16 protein-coding genes are annotated in these 17,330 nt (G+C 49.1%); 12 read left to right on the forward strand and 4 right to left on the reverse strand.

Features of this window, described 5'->3' with window-relative positions:
- Position 1: 1 nt before the first annotated feature.
- From nuoC to AC3RV5_RS19870, 11 genes are read left to right on the forward strand one after another with little or no spacing between them, the layout of a single operon-like run.
- Entirely contained in the window at positions 2–1,756 is a 1,755-nt protein-coding gene (nuoC, locus tag AC3RV5_RS19820; protein ID WP_489729296.1) for an NADH-quinone oxidoreductase subunit C/D, read from the forward strand.
- Positions 1,753–2,298 (forward strand): NADH-quinone oxidoreductase subunit NuoE, encoded by a 546-nt coding sequence (gene nuoE, locus AC3RV5_RS19825; protein WP_489729297.1) that lies wholly within the window; start codon positions 1,753–1,755, stop codon positions 2,296–2,298. The genes nuoC and nuoE overlap by 4 nt, the downstream gene beginning before the upstream one ends.
- Positions 2,291–3,583 (forward strand): NADH-quinone oxidoreductase subunit NuoF, encoded by a 1,293-nt coding sequence (gene nuoF, locus AC3RV5_RS19830; protein WP_489729298.1) that lies wholly within the window; start codon positions 2,291–2,293, stop codon positions 3,581–3,583. Before nuoE ends, nuoF begins: the two co-directional genes overlap by 8 nt.
- A gap of 3 nt (positions 3,584–3,586) precedes the next feature.
- Positions 3,587–6,376, forward strand: coding sequence for an NADH-quinone oxidoreductase subunit NuoG (gene nuoG, locus AC3RV5_RS19835; RefSeq protein ID WP_489729299.1), 2,790 nt, complete (start codon positions 3,587–3,589; stop codon positions 6,374–6,376).
- The gene (gene nuoH, locus AC3RV5_RS19840; protein ID WP_489729300.1) at positions 6,376–7,329 is read left to right on the forward strand and encodes an NADH-quinone oxidoreductase subunit NuoH; all 954 of its coding nucleotides are present in this window, start codon (positions 6,376–6,378) and stop codon (positions 7,327–7,329) included. The genes nuoG and nuoH overlap by 1 nt, the downstream gene beginning before the upstream one ends.
- A 2-nt stretch (positions 7,330–7,331) precedes the next feature.
- Complete coding sequence (gene nuoI / locus AC3RV5_RS19845) at positions 7,332–7,847, forward strand: NADH-quinone oxidoreductase subunit NuoI (protein WP_489729301.1); 516 nt, start codon at positions 7,332–7,334, stop codon at positions 7,845–7,847.
- Positions 7,844–8,386, forward strand: a complete 543-nt coding sequence (gene nuoJ, locus AC3RV5_RS19850; protein WP_489729302.1) for an NADH-quinone oxidoreductase subunit J — start codon at positions 7,844–7,846, stop codon at positions 8,384–8,386. Before nuoI ends, nuoJ begins: the two co-directional genes overlap by 4 nt.
- Positions 8,383–8,688, forward strand: a complete 306-nt coding sequence (gene nuoK / locus AC3RV5_RS19855; protein WP_489729303.1) for an NADH-quinone oxidoreductase subunit NuoK — start codon at positions 8,383–8,385, stop codon at positions 8,686–8,688. Before nuoJ ends, nuoK begins: the two co-directional genes overlap by 4 nt.
- Positions 8,689–8,690: 2 nt before the next feature.
- The gene (nuoL, locus tag AC3RV5_RS19860; RefSeq protein WP_489729304.1) at positions 8,691–10,571 is read left to right on the forward strand and encodes an NADH-quinone oxidoreductase subunit L; all 1,881 of its coding nucleotides are present in this window, start codon (positions 8,691–8,693) and stop codon (positions 10,569–10,571) included.
- The gene (locus AC3RV5_RS19865; protein WP_489729305.1) at positions 10,559–12,010 is read left to right on the forward strand and encodes a complex I subunit 4 family protein; all 1,452 of its coding nucleotides are present in this window, start codon (positions 10,559–10,561) and stop codon (positions 12,008–12,010) included. The genes nuoL and AC3RV5_RS19865 overlap by 13 nt, the downstream gene beginning before the upstream one ends.
- On the forward strand, positions 12,007–13,440 hold the full coding sequence (locus AC3RV5_RS19870) for an NADH-quinone oxidoreductase subunit N (protein WP_489729306.1): 1,434 nt from the start codon (positions 12,007–12,009) through the stop codon (positions 13,438–13,440). The genes AC3RV5_RS19865 and AC3RV5_RS19870 overlap by 4 nt, the downstream gene beginning before the upstream one ends.
- A gap of 116 nt (positions 13,441–13,556) precedes the next feature.
- On the opposite strand, the gene AC3RV5_RS19875 is transcribed toward AC3RV5_RS19870, so the two are convergent.
- The 4 genes from AC3RV5_RS19875 to AC3RV5_RS19890 all read right to left on the reverse strand — a co-directional run bounded on the left by AC3RV5_RS19875 (position 13,557) and on the right by AC3RV5_RS19890 (position 15,869).
- The gene (locus tag AC3RV5_RS19875; RefSeq protein ID WP_489729307.1) at positions 13,557–14,144 is read right to left on the reverse strand and encodes a CBS domain-containing protein; all 588 of its coding nucleotides are present in this window, start codon (positions 14,142–14,144) and stop codon (positions 13,557–13,559) included.
- Between the two features lie 139 nt (positions 14,145–14,283).
- A complete protein-coding gene (locus AC3RV5_RS19880; protein ID WP_489729308.1) occupies positions 14,284–14,592 on the reverse strand; it encodes a hypothetical protein in 309 nt (102 codons plus the stop codon).
- 554 nt (positions 14,593–15,146) lie between these two features.
- Positions 15,147–15,356, reverse strand: coding sequence for a helix-turn-helix domain-containing protein (locus AC3RV5_RS19885; RefSeq protein ID WP_489729309.1), 210 nt, complete (start codon positions 15,354–15,356; stop codon positions 15,147–15,149).
- Positions 15,357–15,869 (reverse strand): hypothetical protein, encoded by a 513-nt coding sequence (locus tag AC3RV5_RS19890; RefSeq protein ID WP_489729310.1) that lies wholly within the window; start codon positions 15,867–15,869, stop codon positions 15,357–15,359.
- Between the two features lie 146 nt (positions 15,870–16,015).
- Between AC3RV5_RS19890 and AC3RV5_RS19895 the strand changes: the two genes are divergently transcribed.
- Entirely contained in the window at positions 16,016–17,287 is a 1,272-nt protein-coding gene (locus AC3RV5_RS19895) for a retroviral-like aspartic protease family protein (RefSeq protein WP_489729311.1), read from the forward strand.
- The last annotated feature ends 43 nt before the right edge of the window (positions 17,288–17,330 follow it).

Raw genomic sequence — 17,330 nt, forward strand, 5'->3', positions numbered from 1 at the left:
CATGCAGCCAGTATCAAAGCCGGACTTACGCAGTGAACTTGCGCCTTGGGTGGCAGGGTCAGTGCTGCTTGATGAACAAACGGCAGATCACATACCCACCTTGTGGGTGCTCGCCCAAGACTTGCTCACCCTGTGTGATGCCGCACGTTACAAGGTAGATAAACCTTTTACCTTTCTGTTTGATTTAACGGCGCTGGATGAAACCACCCGCCAACATACGCCCCTTGCCCAGCGCCGGGATTTCACCCTGGTATATCTGCTGCGCTCTTATGGGCGTAATCAGGATCTACGTCTCAAGGTTGCCCTGACCCAGGAAGAAAAACACGTGCAAACTGTAAGCACCATTTGGCCTAACGCTAACTGGTATGAGCGGGAAGTATGGGATCTGTTTGGCATTACCTTCGACGGCCACCCCTGTTTACGGCGGATCATGATGCCCACTACATGGCAAGGCCATCCCTTGTGTAAAACCCACCCGGCCCGCGCCACCGAAATGGGTAAGTACAGCTTGTCCGACGATATGCGAGATATAGAACAAGAAGCTCTGAAATTTAATCCTGCCGACTGGGGGCTCAAGGAAACGGGTGACCCTGAAGAATTTATGTGGCTCAACCTGGGGCCCAATCATCCCAGCGTGCATGGGGTGTTTAGGATCATGTTGCAACTGGACGGCGAAGAAATAGTTCAGGCCATCCCTGACATAGGTTATCACCACAGAGGTGCGGAGAAGATGGGGGAGCGTCAGAGCTGGCATTCCTATATCCCCTACACGGATCGCATTGATTACCTGGGCGGGGTGATGAACAACCTGCCCTATGTGATGGCCATAGAGAAACTGGCGGGCATAGAGGTTCCCGAGCGAGTCAAAGTGATACGGGTTATGTTGGCAGAAATATTCCGTATCCTGAGTCATCTGTTATTTTACGGCACCTTCGCCCAGGATATTGGCTCCCTGTCTCCCATATTTTATATGTTTGTCGACCGGGAGAAGCTGTTTGCCATAGTCGAGGCAATAACCGGGGCCCGAATGCATCCCGCCTGGTTCAGGATAGGCGGCGTGGCAGCTGACCTACCCCGGGGCTGGGATAAAATGATCACCGATTGGCTCGATTATATGCCAGCACGCATGGCCGATTACGACCAGATGGTGATGCAAAACAGCTTGATTAAAAAACGCGCAGTAGGCATAGGTGCCTATGACACTGCCACGGCTATAGATTGGGGCGTCACTGGCCCAGGGCTCAGAGCCACGGGTTTTGACTGGGATCTGCGTAAAAAACGCCCCTACAGCGGTTATGAAAATTTTGACTTCGACGTGCCTCTTGGCACCCGTGGGGACAGTTATGATCGCTGCGCGGTACGAGTAGAGGAAATTCGCCAGAGCATGAAAATCATTCGTCAATGTGTGCAAAACATGCCTTCTGGGCCTTATAAAGCTGAACATGTGCTGACCACGCCGCCGCCTAAAGATCGCACTATGCGTGATATAGACACCTTGATCCCACACTTTTTGGGTGTCAGTTGGGGCCCTGTCATCCCAGCAGGTGAGGCCATGGTGGAAGTCGAAGCGACCAAAGGCAGCAATGCCTATTACCTGACCAGCGATGGCGGCACCATGAGTTATCGCACCCGTATCCGTACCCCATCTTTCCCCCATTTGCAGATGATACCTGTGATGGCTAAGGGCCAGATGATTGCGGATTTGATTGCCACTATTGGCAGCATAGATTTTGTTATGGCGGATGTGGACCGATGAACAAGGTGATCCCAATCAAACAACTGGATGCCCAAGATACAGCGGGTGTCGACTATCGCCTAATACTCAGCAAAGTCGAAATAGACGCCATTGAACATGAATGTGCGCTGTATGAAAGTCGCCCGGCTGCCGCCATAGACGCCTTACAAATCGTGCAGCGCCACCGACGCTGGATAAACGATGACAGCCTGTACGCCATAGCCGACTTGCTCAATATGTCAGCGACCGAGCTGGAAGCCGTGGCCACGTTTTATAACCTGATTTATCGCCAGCCTGTAGGCGAGCACGTGATCCACCTGTGTAATAGCATCAGCTGCTGGTTGCTTGATTACGAGCGCCTGGCTGAGCATCTGCGCCACAGCCTTGGCATTGAATTTGGCCAAACCACCCGTGACGGCAACATCACCCTGCTACCCAATGTATGCCTGGGTTGCTGTGATAAAGCCCCGGCCATGATGTTAGATGGCGAGCTGGTTGAAAATCTGGATATTGCCAAGGTGGATAAACTCTTGTTGGGACTCAAAGGGGACAAAGATGAATAAATCTGTGGATATGGCCATGCAAAGTCCCTTGACTGCCTATCTGGATGTTGCCACCCCCCAAAACCTGGCCGCGTATCGCAGCACCGGTGGTTATGAAGGTTTTAACAACGCCCTAAATATGGAGCCCCAGGACGTGCAAAAGCAAGTGTCTGAGGCTAAATTGAAAGGCCGAGGCGGCGCCGGTTTCATGACGGGTATGAAATGGAGTTTTGTGCCCATGGGGGATGACGCGCCCAAACAAAAATATCTGGTATGCAATGCGGATGAAATGGAGCCCGGCACGTTTAAAGATCGCAGGCTGATGGAAGGTGCTCCTCACTTGCTGCTCGAAGGCATGTTGATTGCAGCCTACGCCATAGCGGCAAACGTAGCCTATATTTTCTTGCGGGGTGAATACCGTTTATGCGCCGACCGTCTGCAACTGGCAATAGAGGAAGCAAAAACTGCTGGCCTGCTGGGGGAAAACATTAACGGTAGTAACTACTCTCTTGACCTGCACCTTCATACTAGCGCGGGGCGCTACATTTGCGGAGAAGAAACCGCTTTAATCAATGCCCTGGAAGGTAAACGTGCCAATCCCCGGGCCAAGCCCCCATTTCCCCAGGTGGTCGGCCTGTTTGGACGCCCGACTATCGTCAATAACTGTGAAACCTTGTGCAACCTGCCGGGTATCTTAAAAAATGGCCACCAGTGGTATTGCCAACTGGCTAACGGGGCAGATACAGGCAGCAAGATATATGGCATCAGTGGCCGGGTGCAACAGCCCGGCCTATGGGAGCGCCCAATGGGTATAACAGCCCGGGAAATTCTGGAATTAGGCGGCGGTATGCAAAAAGGTTTGACCTTGCGCGGCTGGTTACCGGGAGGGGCGTCCACAGATTTCCTGCTACCGGAACATCTGGATACCCCCATGGAATATGACGCTATCGCCAAAGCCGGAAGCCGTTTAGGTACGGGCATGATGATCATGCTCGATGACCAACATTGCCCTGTGGGCATGATCCTTAATTTATTGCAGTTTTTTGCCCAGGAATCCTGCGGCTGGTGCACACCTTGCCGGGACGGATTGCCCTGGGCAGTGGAAATTCTGTGCCGCATCGAAAACGGTCAAGGTTGCCAGGATGACCTAGACACCTTACAAAAATTGTGCGGCTTTATGTGGATAGGCAAGACGTTCTGCGCCTTGGCTCCCGGTGCGGTGGAGCCACTGCGCAGTGGCATGACTTATTTCGCCGATGATTTTCAGCAACATATAGATCACAAGGGGTGTCGTCACAGACAGTAACTTATGGCTAAAATAATTGTCGATAACCAGCAATACAACGTTAACGAAGGGCAGAATCTGTTGCAGGCCTGTTTGTCACTAAAGATGGACCTGCCCTATTTCTGCTGGCACCCGGCAATGGGTGCTGTGGGGGCCTGCCGCCAATGTGCCATGACCCAATATCAAGATGAAAAAGACCAGCGGGGGCGTATGATCGTGGCCTGCATGACGCCGGTAACCGACGGCATGCGGGTCAGCATGCAACAACCGCCAGAAAAAGAATTTCGCGATCAGGTGATTGCCGCGCTCATGACCCATCACCCCCATGACTGTCCGGTGTGTGCCGAGGGGGGCGAATGTCACTTACAAGATATGACAGTGATGACAGGCCATTATGCCCGTAATTACAAAGGTAAAAAAACCACCTTTGAAAATCAGCATCTTGGCCCGTTGATTAAACATGAAATGAATCGCTGTATTACCTGTTACCGCTGTGAACGTTTCTACAAAGATTATGCAGGGGGCACAGATCTGGCCGCTCAGGCTTCCAAGAATCAGGTCTATTTTGGTCGCCAATGTGATGGCACCCTGGAAAGCGAATTTGCCGGAAATCTGGTAGAAGTCTGCCCCACCGGGGTATTTACCGACAAACCTTTTGGGGATCATTACAGTCGCAAGTGGGATATGCAATCGGCGCCGTCTGTTTGCCAGCACTGCGCTGTGGGGTGCAATACCAGTGTCTCCGCCCGCTACGATTCGGTGCGGCGCATCACCAACCGCTTTAACGACCATATAAATGGCTATTTTTTATGTGACAGAGGGCGGTTTGGTTTTGACTATGTCAACTGTGAACAGCGAAGTCGAGACATCTATTTACACGCTGAAAAAGCCTATTGGCAGGATCCCGGCCTCAGCAAAGCATTGCACGCCAAAGGCCCCTGGTTGGGCATCGGTAGCAGCCAGGCTAGCCTGGAAGATAACTTTGCCTTGCAACAACTGGTCGGCCCCGAAAATTTTTGCGTGGCCTTAGACCCAGTGGAAGAAAAATTAATGGCCACCCATATGGCGATTTTAGCCCAATGGTCTCAGGCCAGTTTGGCCGAAATGGAACAAGCCGATACCATAGTGATACTGGGGGAGGATGTGAACAACAACGCCCCTCGCATTGCCCTGGCACTGCGCCAAGCCTTGTTAAATAAAGCCAAAGAACAGGCTGAAAAACTCCGGGTACCAAGTTGGCAAGACGCTGCAGTTCGGGCCATCGCGCCTCACCATCCTGTGCCTCTGGTCTATTTGGGTTACGGCAACAGCGATTTGCAAAAACAAGCCACTATTTCTGTGTTATGCACACCTAAACAGGCCGCCGAACAAGGGTTCCTGCTGGCCAATTTACTCAGCGACCGCGCACCCATGCCCAATGCGCGCAAGATAGAAGCACAAACTCAGCAGTTGGTGGACATTTTAAAAGCGGCGAAGCGGCCGCTCATTGTCTGCGGTTGGTCAGCCAAACACCCGGCCCTGTTAGCTGCCGCTAGCAATATTCGCCAGGCACTGAGTCAAACAAACACCGACCCGGTAAACGATCAGGCCATGTTATGTATCATTGCGCCACAGGCCAATAGCATAGGTTTGGGTTTATTAATGCAAAGAGGTTATTTAGCCACCGAACAGTTAACCGCCAGGCTTAACCAGCAATCGGCTGACAAAGCTAATCTGCTTGTGCTGGATCACGCAGGCGCAGATGCACGGGCTCAATGGCCACGCTTGGCAAGTAAGGCCAACCTGGTGCGTTTAAGTCAGCTGGGTGATCCTGGCAAAGATGAATTGATGTTCCCGGTATCCAGCTTTAGTGAGTGCAGTGGCACACTGTTGAACTATCAGTCAGTGTTGCAATCCTACATGCCCCCGACTAAGCCCCCTGGCCAGTGTTTACCTGCCTGGCAATGGCTGGTGCATATCGCCAAATCACAGGGGCACGCCCTGGGCAAACTAACGGATTTAGGCCAATTAAGAGCGGCTATATCTCAGGCCTATCCTCACTTGGCGCCTCATTTTAGCACCCAACATACAGGCCAATTGGCCCTACAACCGCCCCGAGCCAGCGGCCGCACTGCCATGTTAGCCAACCAGACGGTACAAGAGCCCAAACCCTTTAGTGAAACAAATGCCCCCTACATTCAGAGTATGGAAGGCAGGGTTCCCGGACAAGATCCCCAGCAGCCTGCTGCTTATAGCTGGGCACCAGGCTGGAATTCCAATCAATCTATGCATAAATTTTGTGACGAATACACCTCCCAAGAACTGGGTCGTCAGCCTGGCGTGCGTGGGGTACCACCGGGTCAGCCTAACCAATGGTTTAAATGGCAAGGGGACTGGTCACGTGCACCTAAAGTCAAGTGGCAACTTTTGCCTGTGGAAAAAGTGTTTGGTAGTGACAGCCTGAGTCTGCATGCCCTACCCATAGCCCAACTTAAGGTACAGGCCCAATTGGTCATGCATGCCAGCCAGGCGCAAAAATTGGGGCTGCAACAGGGTGAATTGCTGAGCTGTGATAAGGATCCGACTTTGTTTCAGTTACACATTCATGCTCAGGTGCCCGCCAATAGTCTCTTAGTCTATGTACCCGCAGATCAGCACTTCACATTACACCAGTGTGATGAGTTACGCAGTGCTACCCCCGAGCAAAGCCGGGAATATGAAAAGCAATTGGCAGCGTTGGTCACCGAACAGTTGGCGCAAAAACAAATCCAGCACAGTCATTTGTTCGCCCAAGACCAAAGGATCCCCATTCATTTCATTGAAGGGGCAAGCTAATGCCAGAGTTACAACTATTGCTGCTAATTGCTGCCATGGTGGCCATTTTGGTGCCCACAGCTGCCATGCTGGTGTGGTTTGAACGGCGCTTGCTGGGCTTTTTTCAACAACGTTATGGCCCAAACCGAGTGGGTTACTTCGGCATTTTGCAATCGTTAGCCGACTTGATAAAAATTCTGTTTAAACACGACTGGATCCCGCCTTTTGCGGATCGCCCGGTATTTGTGCTGGCCCCCTTAATTGGGGCGTTGGCGATATTAATGAGTTTTGCGGTGATCCCCATGGCTCCGGATTTAATGGTATCAGACAGTAATATAGGTTTACTGTTTTTCCTGGGCATGACTTCAATGGCGGTTTATTCGGTGGTGCTGGCCGGCTGGTCGTCCAACAATAAATATGCAGCTTTGGGTGGCATGCGAGCCGCCGCCCAAACCATCAGTTATGAAGTCTTTATGGGGGTGTCTTTGCTTGGGGTGGTTATCCTGAGCGGCAGCTTTAGGCTCAGCGATATAGTGCTGGCACAGCAAGAGTTGTGGTACATCATTCCTCAGTTTATTGGTTTCGTGGTTTTTATGATCGCAGGGGTGGCCGAGAGTCATCGACTCCCCTTTGATTTGCCGGAAGCAGAAACCGAGCTAACGGCGGGGTTTCACACCGAATATTCCGGCATCAAATTCGCGTTGTTTTTCCTCGGTGAATATCTGGGCATGATGTTGATCTCCATGATGATAACCACCTTGTTTCTCGGGGGGTGGCTGGGCCCCTGGCTGCCCCCTTTTCTGTGGTTTTGCCTAAAAACCCTGTTATTAATTTGTTTTTTCATCTTGCTGCGGGCGGCGCTGCCCCGCCCCCGGTTTGACCAGTTATTGGCCTTTGGCTGGAAATGGATGCTGCCCCTGGCGCTACTTAATCTTATCGGCACCGCTACTGTCAAATTATGGGGAGACTTTTAATTATGCATACCCAAATCAGAACCATGTGGACTGTGTTCAAACACCTGTTTGACCGAACCGATACCGTTGAGTATCCGGAACAAAAGCCTTATTTGGCCCCGCGCTACCGGGGACGCATCATTCTCAGCCGGGATCCCGATGGCGAAGAAAGGTGTGTGGCCTGTAATTTGTGTGCTGTAGCTTGTCCGGTAGACTGTATTTCCCTGCAAAAGACCGAAGATGAATATGGTCGCTGGCGCGCCGACTTTTTCCGCATTAACTTCTCCCGCTGCATCCTGTGTGGTCTATGTGAAGAAGCTTGTCCCACTTATGCCATTCAACTGACCCCTGATGTCGAAATGGCTGAATACGATCGGCAAAACATGGTGTATGAAAAAGAGCACTTGTTGATCGACGGCGTAGGCAAATATCCCGGATACAACTTTTATCACCAGGCGGGGATCAGTATTAAAGACAAGGGCAAAGGACAGGCAGAGGGCGAAAAACCGCCCGTGGATATCCGGAGCCTACTGCCATGAACGCCCTGGGTTTGTTTTATACCAGCGCTGGAGTAGCCCTGCTCGCCAGCTTGCTGGTCATAACGAATAAAAATGCGGTGCATGCCCTGTTGTACCTGATCGTCAGTTTATTAGCCCTGGCCATGTGTTTTTATTTGCTCGGAGCCCCTTTTGCCGCCGCGTTGCAAATCATTGTCTACGCCGGCGCAATCATGGTGTTATTTGTATTTGCGGTAATGATATTTAATATCAACCAGAAGGACATCGAGCGGGAAAGCCGCTGGTTAGGCTGGCAAATTTGGTTAGGGCCTGCCTTGCTGGCAACGGTGCTCTTAGCGGAAATATTGCTGATGTTACAAGCTCAAACTAGCTGGTCAAACACCCCGTCAACACAGGTAACCTTGGTGGACGCCAGGGCGGTGGGCAGCCTATTATTTGGCCCCTATTTATTGGCGGTGGAAATTGCTTCTTTTTTGTTATTGGCCGGTTTAGTAGGCGGCTACCATTTGGCTAAGGCACTGCCACAAAAATCGGTAAACAAAGGGACAAGTCAATTATGATAATACCCATAGAGCACGGTTTTGTGCTGGTGGCCCTGCTGTGGATCATAGGCTTGATTGGTTTGCTCAGTCGTAAAAACACCTTGTTTATGCTGATGTCCCTGGAAATCATGCTCAATGCCGCCGCCCTGGCTTTTATTCTGGCGGGCAGTTTATGGCACCAGGCAGACGGACAGCTCATCTACATACTGATTTTAAGCGTCGCAGCTGCCGAGGTGGGCCTCGGCCTGGCTTTACTGATCCGCTTGCGTAGCCATATCAGTGATCTGGATATCGACAAACTCAATGAATTAAGGGGCTAAACATGCAAAATTTGCTGTTTCTCGTGCCATTGCTGCCCTTAGCATCATCCCTTATATTACTGTTAAGCGCCGGGCGTTTGTCGCCTCGGATGATAGCGATATTGGGGGTCGGTTCCATTGGTTTCGCGGCTCTGCTGACCCTGGGTATAGGCCTGGAATTTTTTGCCACAGGGCAAGCCGTCTTTGCACAAGTGTTATTTAACTGGCTGCCTTTGGCCGGGGCACCGGTTAACTTTGCTGTGCATCTGGATCAGCTCTCCCTGGTGATGATGGGCGTGGTAACCGGGGTGGGCTGGATGATCCACTGGTACGCCGCAGCTTATATGTATGATGATAAGGATGTGCAGCGCTTTTTTGTGTACATGAATTTATTTGTATCCGCCATGTTGTTCCTCGTCTTGGCGGATAATTTAGTATTGCTTTATCTGGGCTGGGAAGGGGTGGGTCTGTGCAGTTTTTTGCTGATTGGTTTTTGGCAACAGGAGCCTGGCAATGTAAAAGCGGCAAAAAAAGCCTTTATTGTCACCCGAGTGGGCGATACGGCAATGATGATAGGACTCGTGATCCTCTTTAGTGAGTTTGGCACCTTACAGATAGACGCCATTAATGACGCCAGTGCATCTGGCTCACCAAACACTTTATGGTTAGCCTGTTTGTTATTGGTAGGCGGCGCAGTGGGTAAATCTGCCCAGCTACCTCTGCAAACCTGGTTGCCAGACGCCATGGCCGGCCCAACGCCAGTTAGCGCCCTGATCCACGCCGCCACTATGGTCACCGCCGGGGTGTACCTGATCGCCAGAATGCATCCGCTGTTTTTACAGGTAACAGAAATATTGACCCTGGTTGCCTGGATTGGTGCATTAACCTTAGTCTTGGCCGGGCTGGCTGCTCTGGCACAACGGGACATAAAGCGTATTTTGGCCTATTCCACCATGAGCCAAATTGGTTATATGTTTCTTGGCCTCGGTGCGTTGGCATTCGACGGGGCCATTTTTCACCTTATGACCCATGCCTTTTTTAAAGCCCTGTTGTTTTTAACCGCTGGCAGCATTATTGTCAAAATGCATCACCAGCAGGATATATTCAAGATGGGCGGGTTGTTTCGCCGCCTGCCTCTGACCTCAACATTTCTATTGATTGGTCTGTTAGCCCTAGTAGCCTTTCCCGGCACCTCGGGTTTTTTCAGTAAGGAAGCCATTTTGGCGGCGACTTGGCAAAGCCATACCGCAGGACCGAACTTGTGGTGGCTGGGTGTACTGGGTGCGTTTCTGACCAGCTTATACAGCTTCCGCCTACTGTTTATTGTATGCTTTGGTCCGGCCTGGAGAGGTCCGGCCTGGAGAGGCCCGGCCCGGCAAGGTGCCCTTGAACTTGGATCTGCTGGGCATGAGCATCCAATATCAGATTTTCGCCCCTCAAGCCAATACGTATTACCCTTGCTGCCCCTGGCAATTCTGGCGGTACTAGGTGGCTTGATCAGCTTAGACTTCAACCTGGTATTTGGCGTAAACACCCACCCACATCTACCTCTGTGGATAGAATGGATGCCGGTGCTGGCTTCGACCTTAGGTTTCGCCCTGGCCTGGGGATTGTTCTTTCCCCGGGAGGTTAACCAGCCCAGTCACAGCAAATTAGCGCTTTTCTGTCGTAATGGCCTGGGATTTGACTGGCTGTATGCCTGGCTCTTTACAGCGCCTCTACAGTGGTTTGCCAGGGTCAACAAAACCGATGTCATCGATCACTTTTACCACTTTGTGGGCTGGTTTAATTTCAGCCTCAATGAAGTGCTGCTCATCAGCCAAAACGGCAAGGTGCGTTGGTATCTATATGGCACACTTGCGGGCTGCGCTTTAATGTTAGGAGGCCTGGTATGGTGGCGTTAAGTTTACTCATTTGGCTGCCACTGCTATGTGGCGCCCTCGCCTGGTTGGCCGAAAAACATTTTCGCGGTGCGGGCAATTGGATCACCCTTATCAGCTTAACTGGCTTGTTGTTATTGAGTTTATTCATTGGCAGTGACGCTGACGCCAGTCTGAGCTGGAGCTGGTTCGCCCGTTTTAACATTCATTTTGCCTTGTTATACGACGATCTTGCTCTGCTGATGGTGGTGTTGACCCTCGCCCTGGGCATACTTGCCGTGGCCGTGTCCTGGCAAGAAATTGAGCAACAGCAAGGCTTCTTTCATTTTAATCTGATGTTCAGCATCGCAGGCATAATAGGGGTGTTTTTGGCCGCCGATCTCTTTCTGTTTTTCTTGTTCTGGGAAGTCATGTTGTTACCCATGACTGCCTTGATCCTGATCTGGGGCCATGAGAACCGGCGTTATGCGGCTATTAAATTTTTTATCTTCACCCAGGCGAGCAGTTTACTGATGTTGGTGGCCATCATTGCCCTGGCACTGGAACATCAAAACCAAACTGGACAGTTAAGTTTCAACCTTACTGAGTTACAAGGCTTAATCTTGGACAGCCAAACTGCATGGTGGATGATGCTCGGTTTTTTCATTGCTTTCGCCGTCAAATTACCTATGGTGCCTTTGCATAGCTGGTTGCCCGATGCCCATACCCAGGCCCCTACCGCTGGCAGTGTCTTGCTGGCAGGGATTTTACTCAAAACCGGGGCTTACGGCTTGATACGTATAGTTTTGCCGCTTTTTCCTGCAGCCAGCATGGAGTTTGCGCCTGTAGCGGTGACACTTGGGGTAGTAAGTATTATTTACGGTGCGTTGATGGCCTACAGCCAGACGGATTTTAAACGTTTAGTGGCTTATTCCAGTATCAGCCATATGGGTTTTGTGTTATTGGCACTCTTTAGCTGGCGTGAAGTAGCGCTCCAGGGGGCCATACTGACTATTGTTGCCCATGGCTTAAGCAGTGCCGCCTTATTCAGTATGGCAGGGATGATCCAACACAGGTTACACAGCCGTGAACTAGGCAGTATGGGGGGGCTGTGGGCCAGTGCGCCCAAAATGGCCACTGTCACTTTGATCTTTGTGATGGCAGGCATAGGTCTGCCGGGCATGGCTAATTTTAACGGTGAACTCTATACCTTGCTGGGCAGCTATCAGGCCTTCCCCACTCATACCGTAGTCGCCGCCTTGGTCATTGTCGGCTCAGCAATCTACGGTTTGCACCTTTTTCAGCGCACATTCCAGGGCCCGGCAGACGTGCAAATCAGCGACTTGCACACACGGGAGCTGGTTTACACCAGCCTATTGGTATCAGCCTTAATTTATTTTGGTTTACAGCCTCAGATCATCCTGGAACTCAGCGCCGATACCCTTAGCAGTTTACTCGACGTCGCCAAGGAGACCCGGCCATGAGCCTTACTGAATTAGCCTTATTATGGCCAGTATTGATCGTCAGCGCCGGGATCTTGGTCTTGATGATCCAAGCCGCCTGGCAACGTAATGAAGTGTTGGCCCAAAGCCTGGCTGTGATCACCTTAATTTTGGCCCTGGGCGCATTAATTAAGCAATACCCCACAGATATGTCTCCCATCACTTTACTGTTTGAATACGAACCCATAGGGGCGTTTTTTAGCTTACTGCTGTTGATGGTAGGTATTTCGGTAGCTTTGTTACAGGGCCCCTATATGGGCAAAAACAGTCAAGAAGTGGCGGAAGAATTTTATATGCTGCTGTTATTATCCTGCTTGGGTGCCCTGTTACTGGTCATGTCCAGGCATGTCGCCAGCGTGATCTTAAGTATCGAGTTGATGAGTTTATCGATGCTCGCCATGTTGGCCTATAACCGTCAGCGCAAACTAGCCCTGGAAGGGGCGATGAAATATTTACTGCTCTCTGGAGCCGCCACCAGTGTGTTGTTGTTAGGTTTTGCCTTGTTATATGCCACCAGTGGTCAATTAATGTTAGTGGATATGCTGCCATCACCCATGGGACTGCTGGCCAAAAGTGGATTTGTATTAGTGTTGGCCGGGCTGGCATTTAAATTGTCACTGGTCCCCTTGCACTTCTGGACACCAGATGTCTACCAAGGCGCCCCAGTAAACTCTACCCTGCTACTGACCAGTTTATCCAAGGCGGCGGTGTTTGCCCTTTTTATTAAACTGGTATTGTTGGTCCCCCCTGAATTTGAAGCCGATATGATACGCATGCTTAGTTGGATGGCCATTGCCAGTATGCTGCTGGGTAACTGGTTAGCACTGCAGCAACGTAGCCTGAAACGATTAATGGCCTATTCTGCCATCGCCCATATGGGTTATGTGCTGGTAGCTGGTATTATCGCCATGGGTATAGATCATAGCCTGGTGCTAGAGGGGGCCAGTTACTATTTGCTGGCTTATATAGTGGCATCTATTCTGATATTTGCGGTATTAACCCTGGTATCCAAACTGGATGATCAGCAAGATTTGGACGACCTTCCCCAGTTACAAGGTTTGTTCTGGCAACACCCCTGGCTTGCCAGCATTATGACTCTGGCGTTTTTATCACTAGCCGGTATGCCCATCACCATAGGTTTTATCGGTAAATTCTACTTGCTGACGCTGGCGGTCAAGCTATCGGCCTGGTGGTTAGTGGCGGCCATGTTAATCGGCAGTGCTGTGGGTTTGTATTATTACCTGCGGGTGATTTTCACCCTTTTTGCCCCTACACAACAGAAAATCCACAAGGCTTCCGGGGCTTATTTAAGCAAAATTTGGATCGGAGTTATTGCTGCTGGGCTAATAATCCTAGGCATATTACCTGGTTTGTTGGGAGATGAATTACGCAGCATATTGGCCATAGGTTAATGCAGGTAAAAATAATTCAAGCTAATGTTTTCTTTCAGTACTTAGCAAATGTTAATAACCGGGCAGCTATTCACTGCTGACCGGTTATTATGAGCAAGACGGCCTAAACTAAAGGTCTAGCCTTGCGCTTTAAACAACGGCGCTTCGCTGTACATCTCGTTGAAAATATCAAAGAAAGTCGGACTTACGCTAAGGTTCATCGCTATACCGAGGCCTCTGGCCAGATCACTGGCAGACACTATGCCTCGGATCTGATGGGCGCTGTCGTCGACCACCAGACAATGTTGCAGGCCATTGGTTTTAAGCATTTCCACCACATCTCCCACAGTGGCATTTTCAAGCTCGCTAAGCAAAATGACCTTAAGCTGCTCTTTGCTGCGCATAAAATGGGAAACCGACAACTCCGAACGTTCAAAGCCCGAAGCAATTCGTTTAATCACTTCCTGACCGTTCAAATCATCCAGGCTTATCACCCCGACAAATTTATTGGTTTTATCGATCACTATTTTCAAACGCACTCGTTCTTCGAGCATACGTTTTTCTACGTCCGAGGCGGGTGCATCGGCTTTTATCACTAGGGGTTTAGATTTCTTAAAATCCGTAAATACCGCCATTGCAGGAGAAGCAAGGGTAATACCCTGATAGGTTTCAGGCCAGGCTAACTGATCAAGCTGGTCGACATCGTGAAGTGCTAAGTTTTTCATAACAATATCCCAAAGAGGATGTAACGGCCTCGCCATATGGCTAAGCGTTAAAATCGTCTGTACTAATTAATTTGGTTCACCATCTGCATCGCTACTCACTTTGTGGGGCGGCAACGCAATAACTGTTTAAAGGTTCAAATTAACTTAGCTGGGGGGGAGCGCGAATGCTCGAATGACTGAAGGTTTGTTTGCTAACAAAAAAAGATCTGCTTAAAGGGGCGATGTATGAAAAAGCTGGGATTAAGAGTCGACGCTCATAATCCACAAAGTCGAGTTGCTGATCCTCTTTTAACTCAGAAGACGGTTCGCTCAATTCCAGATCAAATGCGTCTAGTAGAGCAGTATGGCGCTCCAGATAAACGCTCGCCACGTCTTGCGTGCGCCCTTCATAACTGAAAAGCGAAAATAACAGCGGAACAAGAACTAAAAACATTTTATGCATATTCAACTATCACACCTAAACTACTCGTTACTGATAATGCAGCCTAGACCTTGCCTCAAGCGCATAACGTTGTCAGTATATTTTTACTACGTTAAGTATAAAAATGTGTAACAAACAACGTTGGCCTTCATACATTAGGTTAGTCCTTAACTAATAAGTTCGCTTTATATTTATTTACGAAAATAAAGAACCTAACGCTGATTGTAAAAACACGATCCAAATCAACAGGTTCTCCGTGACAAGCTAATGTCTGAACACGGGATCCCTATCATTTCTATTGCCCAGCAATATTACCTTTATCTCCATTTAGTTCGACAACTGTGCTGTATCTCACCCAACGTATCGCAATCATTTCCATTACTCATAACGAGTTCGCAAACAAAATCAGGTCGACTATGGGCCGCACCACTTTAAGCAACCCTGTTTGCACATTCGGTAATCCGATAATTTACCAGGATAATTTTATACTCACCATAGAGATGGCTGGGCGCCAAGGATAAGATAAAAGCAACGGCTCGGTCTCTAAATTTATGACCTCGCTGCTCCATCTCAATTGGCATTTACTCGTCTTCTTCATAAGCCAGAAGATCTCCGGGCTGACACTGAAGATAACGGCAGATTGCTGCCATGGTAGCAAAGCGTACGCCTTTTACTTTTCCTCGTTTGAGTAGAGACAAGTTTGCTTCGGTAATGCCTATGGTCTGAGCCAGGTCTTTTGAACTGACTTTGCGTTTGGCCATCATTACATCAAGGTTCACAATTACGGGCATTCAAACAATCTCTTTATTTTCTTGATCCAGTTCCCGTGCGGCACTGAACAGGTGCACCAATACAGGAAGGCAAAGAATTGCTAATAGGGACAGCGGACGAATATTCAGTTCGATATTATATTGTGTTTCAATCAGCGACGATGCAAGTAACGGCCAGAACATATTGTATAGCGCACCGAATAAAGAAAGCCACGCCAACCACTTCAGACACAGCATACATTTACGCGAAAAAAACAAACCGCGACTAAGTTCCAGTAAAAGACGTTGCAACCAGTAAATACCCGTCAAGGGTATTAAAACAAAAGGGACGATGATCAATGCCAAGCCATATCGTGCTTGTGGAAATGTTTCCCATAGCCCATCGAAATGGCCGTCCCCCAGTGTCACCCACCATATACCTTCGGTAAAATAACCATACATGGCTATGGCCAATACTATGGCCAAAATGGCAAATACCATCATTCGTACCCGATAACTGGTCTGTTTGAGTTTTTCTAAAGAGGTCATATGCATTCTCTGAATTTCCTTGAGTTGATTGTAATTCAGTGCAAGCTTCGATTCAAACAATAATTAATTATTACAATTCAACTCAATATTATCGTTTAATAATAATTATTTGTTGTTACATTAGAGATTAAAGATAAAAAGGAAAGCAACTTATGCGTAAATTACAGATTCAATATTTTTGGCAAAATAGTTTAAAAGTTAAAGTGGTGGGCTTGTTACTTTTAAGTTTGTCTGGCTGTCAGTTATGGGAAATGGCCAGTTATCAATGGCACAATGCCAATGCTGAAACAGGCTGGCAACATGGTAAATCTTATGCAACTTTGCCTTTTAAAAAGGTGAATGACCATGTTCTGGTAAAGGTCAGGGTAAACGGTGGTGCGCCCATGACCTTTGTACTTGACTCAGGGGCGGCAGCCACAGTGATCACGGAAACGGTCGCAACAAATGGGCTTAAGCTGCCAAAAAATAATCCTCTGACGATTTCGGGTTCAGGTGACGACGGCGATCCAACCGCCTATGTAGTACATGACGTACGTATTGATATAGGTGATTTTTTTATCAAACATATGTCGGTGATCTATGCTCCCACTAAAGCTATGCCCTTTGAGTCTTACGACGAAACTTACTTTGATGGCGTGTTGGGGGCAGACTTTTTCAACTGTTGTCTGGTAGAGATCAATCATGATCAGCAAACCCTTTACTTGTCAAAGCCGGGGACTGAAAAAGAACGTCAGTATAACAAGCATAAATGGCAAAAATTGGCGATAGATGTAGAGGGGGATACACCATACCTGACAACCCAGATTGATAATGGTGGCAGTATCAAACAAGTTAAAGTGATATTAGATACCGGCTCAACCGGTTCATTGAGTTTATTCGCGGGTCAGGATGATTTTACGGTACCCGGAAAAACTTTTGTGACACGATCGACAGGCATAAGTGGAGACAGCACAAATCATCTGGGAATATTAACAGAAATGGCCTTTGGCAAACATAGGTTTACGGATTTTCCAACCTCCTTTAGAATACAAGGAAGCAATCCCCAAAGTGGCAGTCACGGGGTGTTGGGTAATCAAATAATGCAACGATTTAATCTGGTATTTGATTTCTCCAATCAGGTCATCTGGGTGCAACCTAATATGAATTACTCTAGCCCTATTGGGGTTGATAGATCAGGATTGCGTGTTTTACCTCACACTCAAGGTGGCATAGCCAAAGACATCGCCCGCGGCACAGGAGCCGAGGCTCTTAACATGCCCAAAAACAGCATCATCACCCACATTAATAATCAGCGGCTAACGACGGACAATTTTGATCATTTAACGGCATTATTCAGAACACCTGAGCTTTCGCAAGTTCCTCTATGCTGGCGAGAAGAAAAATCTGAGCGTTGTGAGATGCTCTCATTAAAAGCTCGGCTGTAATCGTAAAATAATGGGCCTGGATTTGCCGTTTTCCTCCCTAGCA

This window comes from Paraglaciecola sp. IT1134 (genome assembly GCF_058068185.1).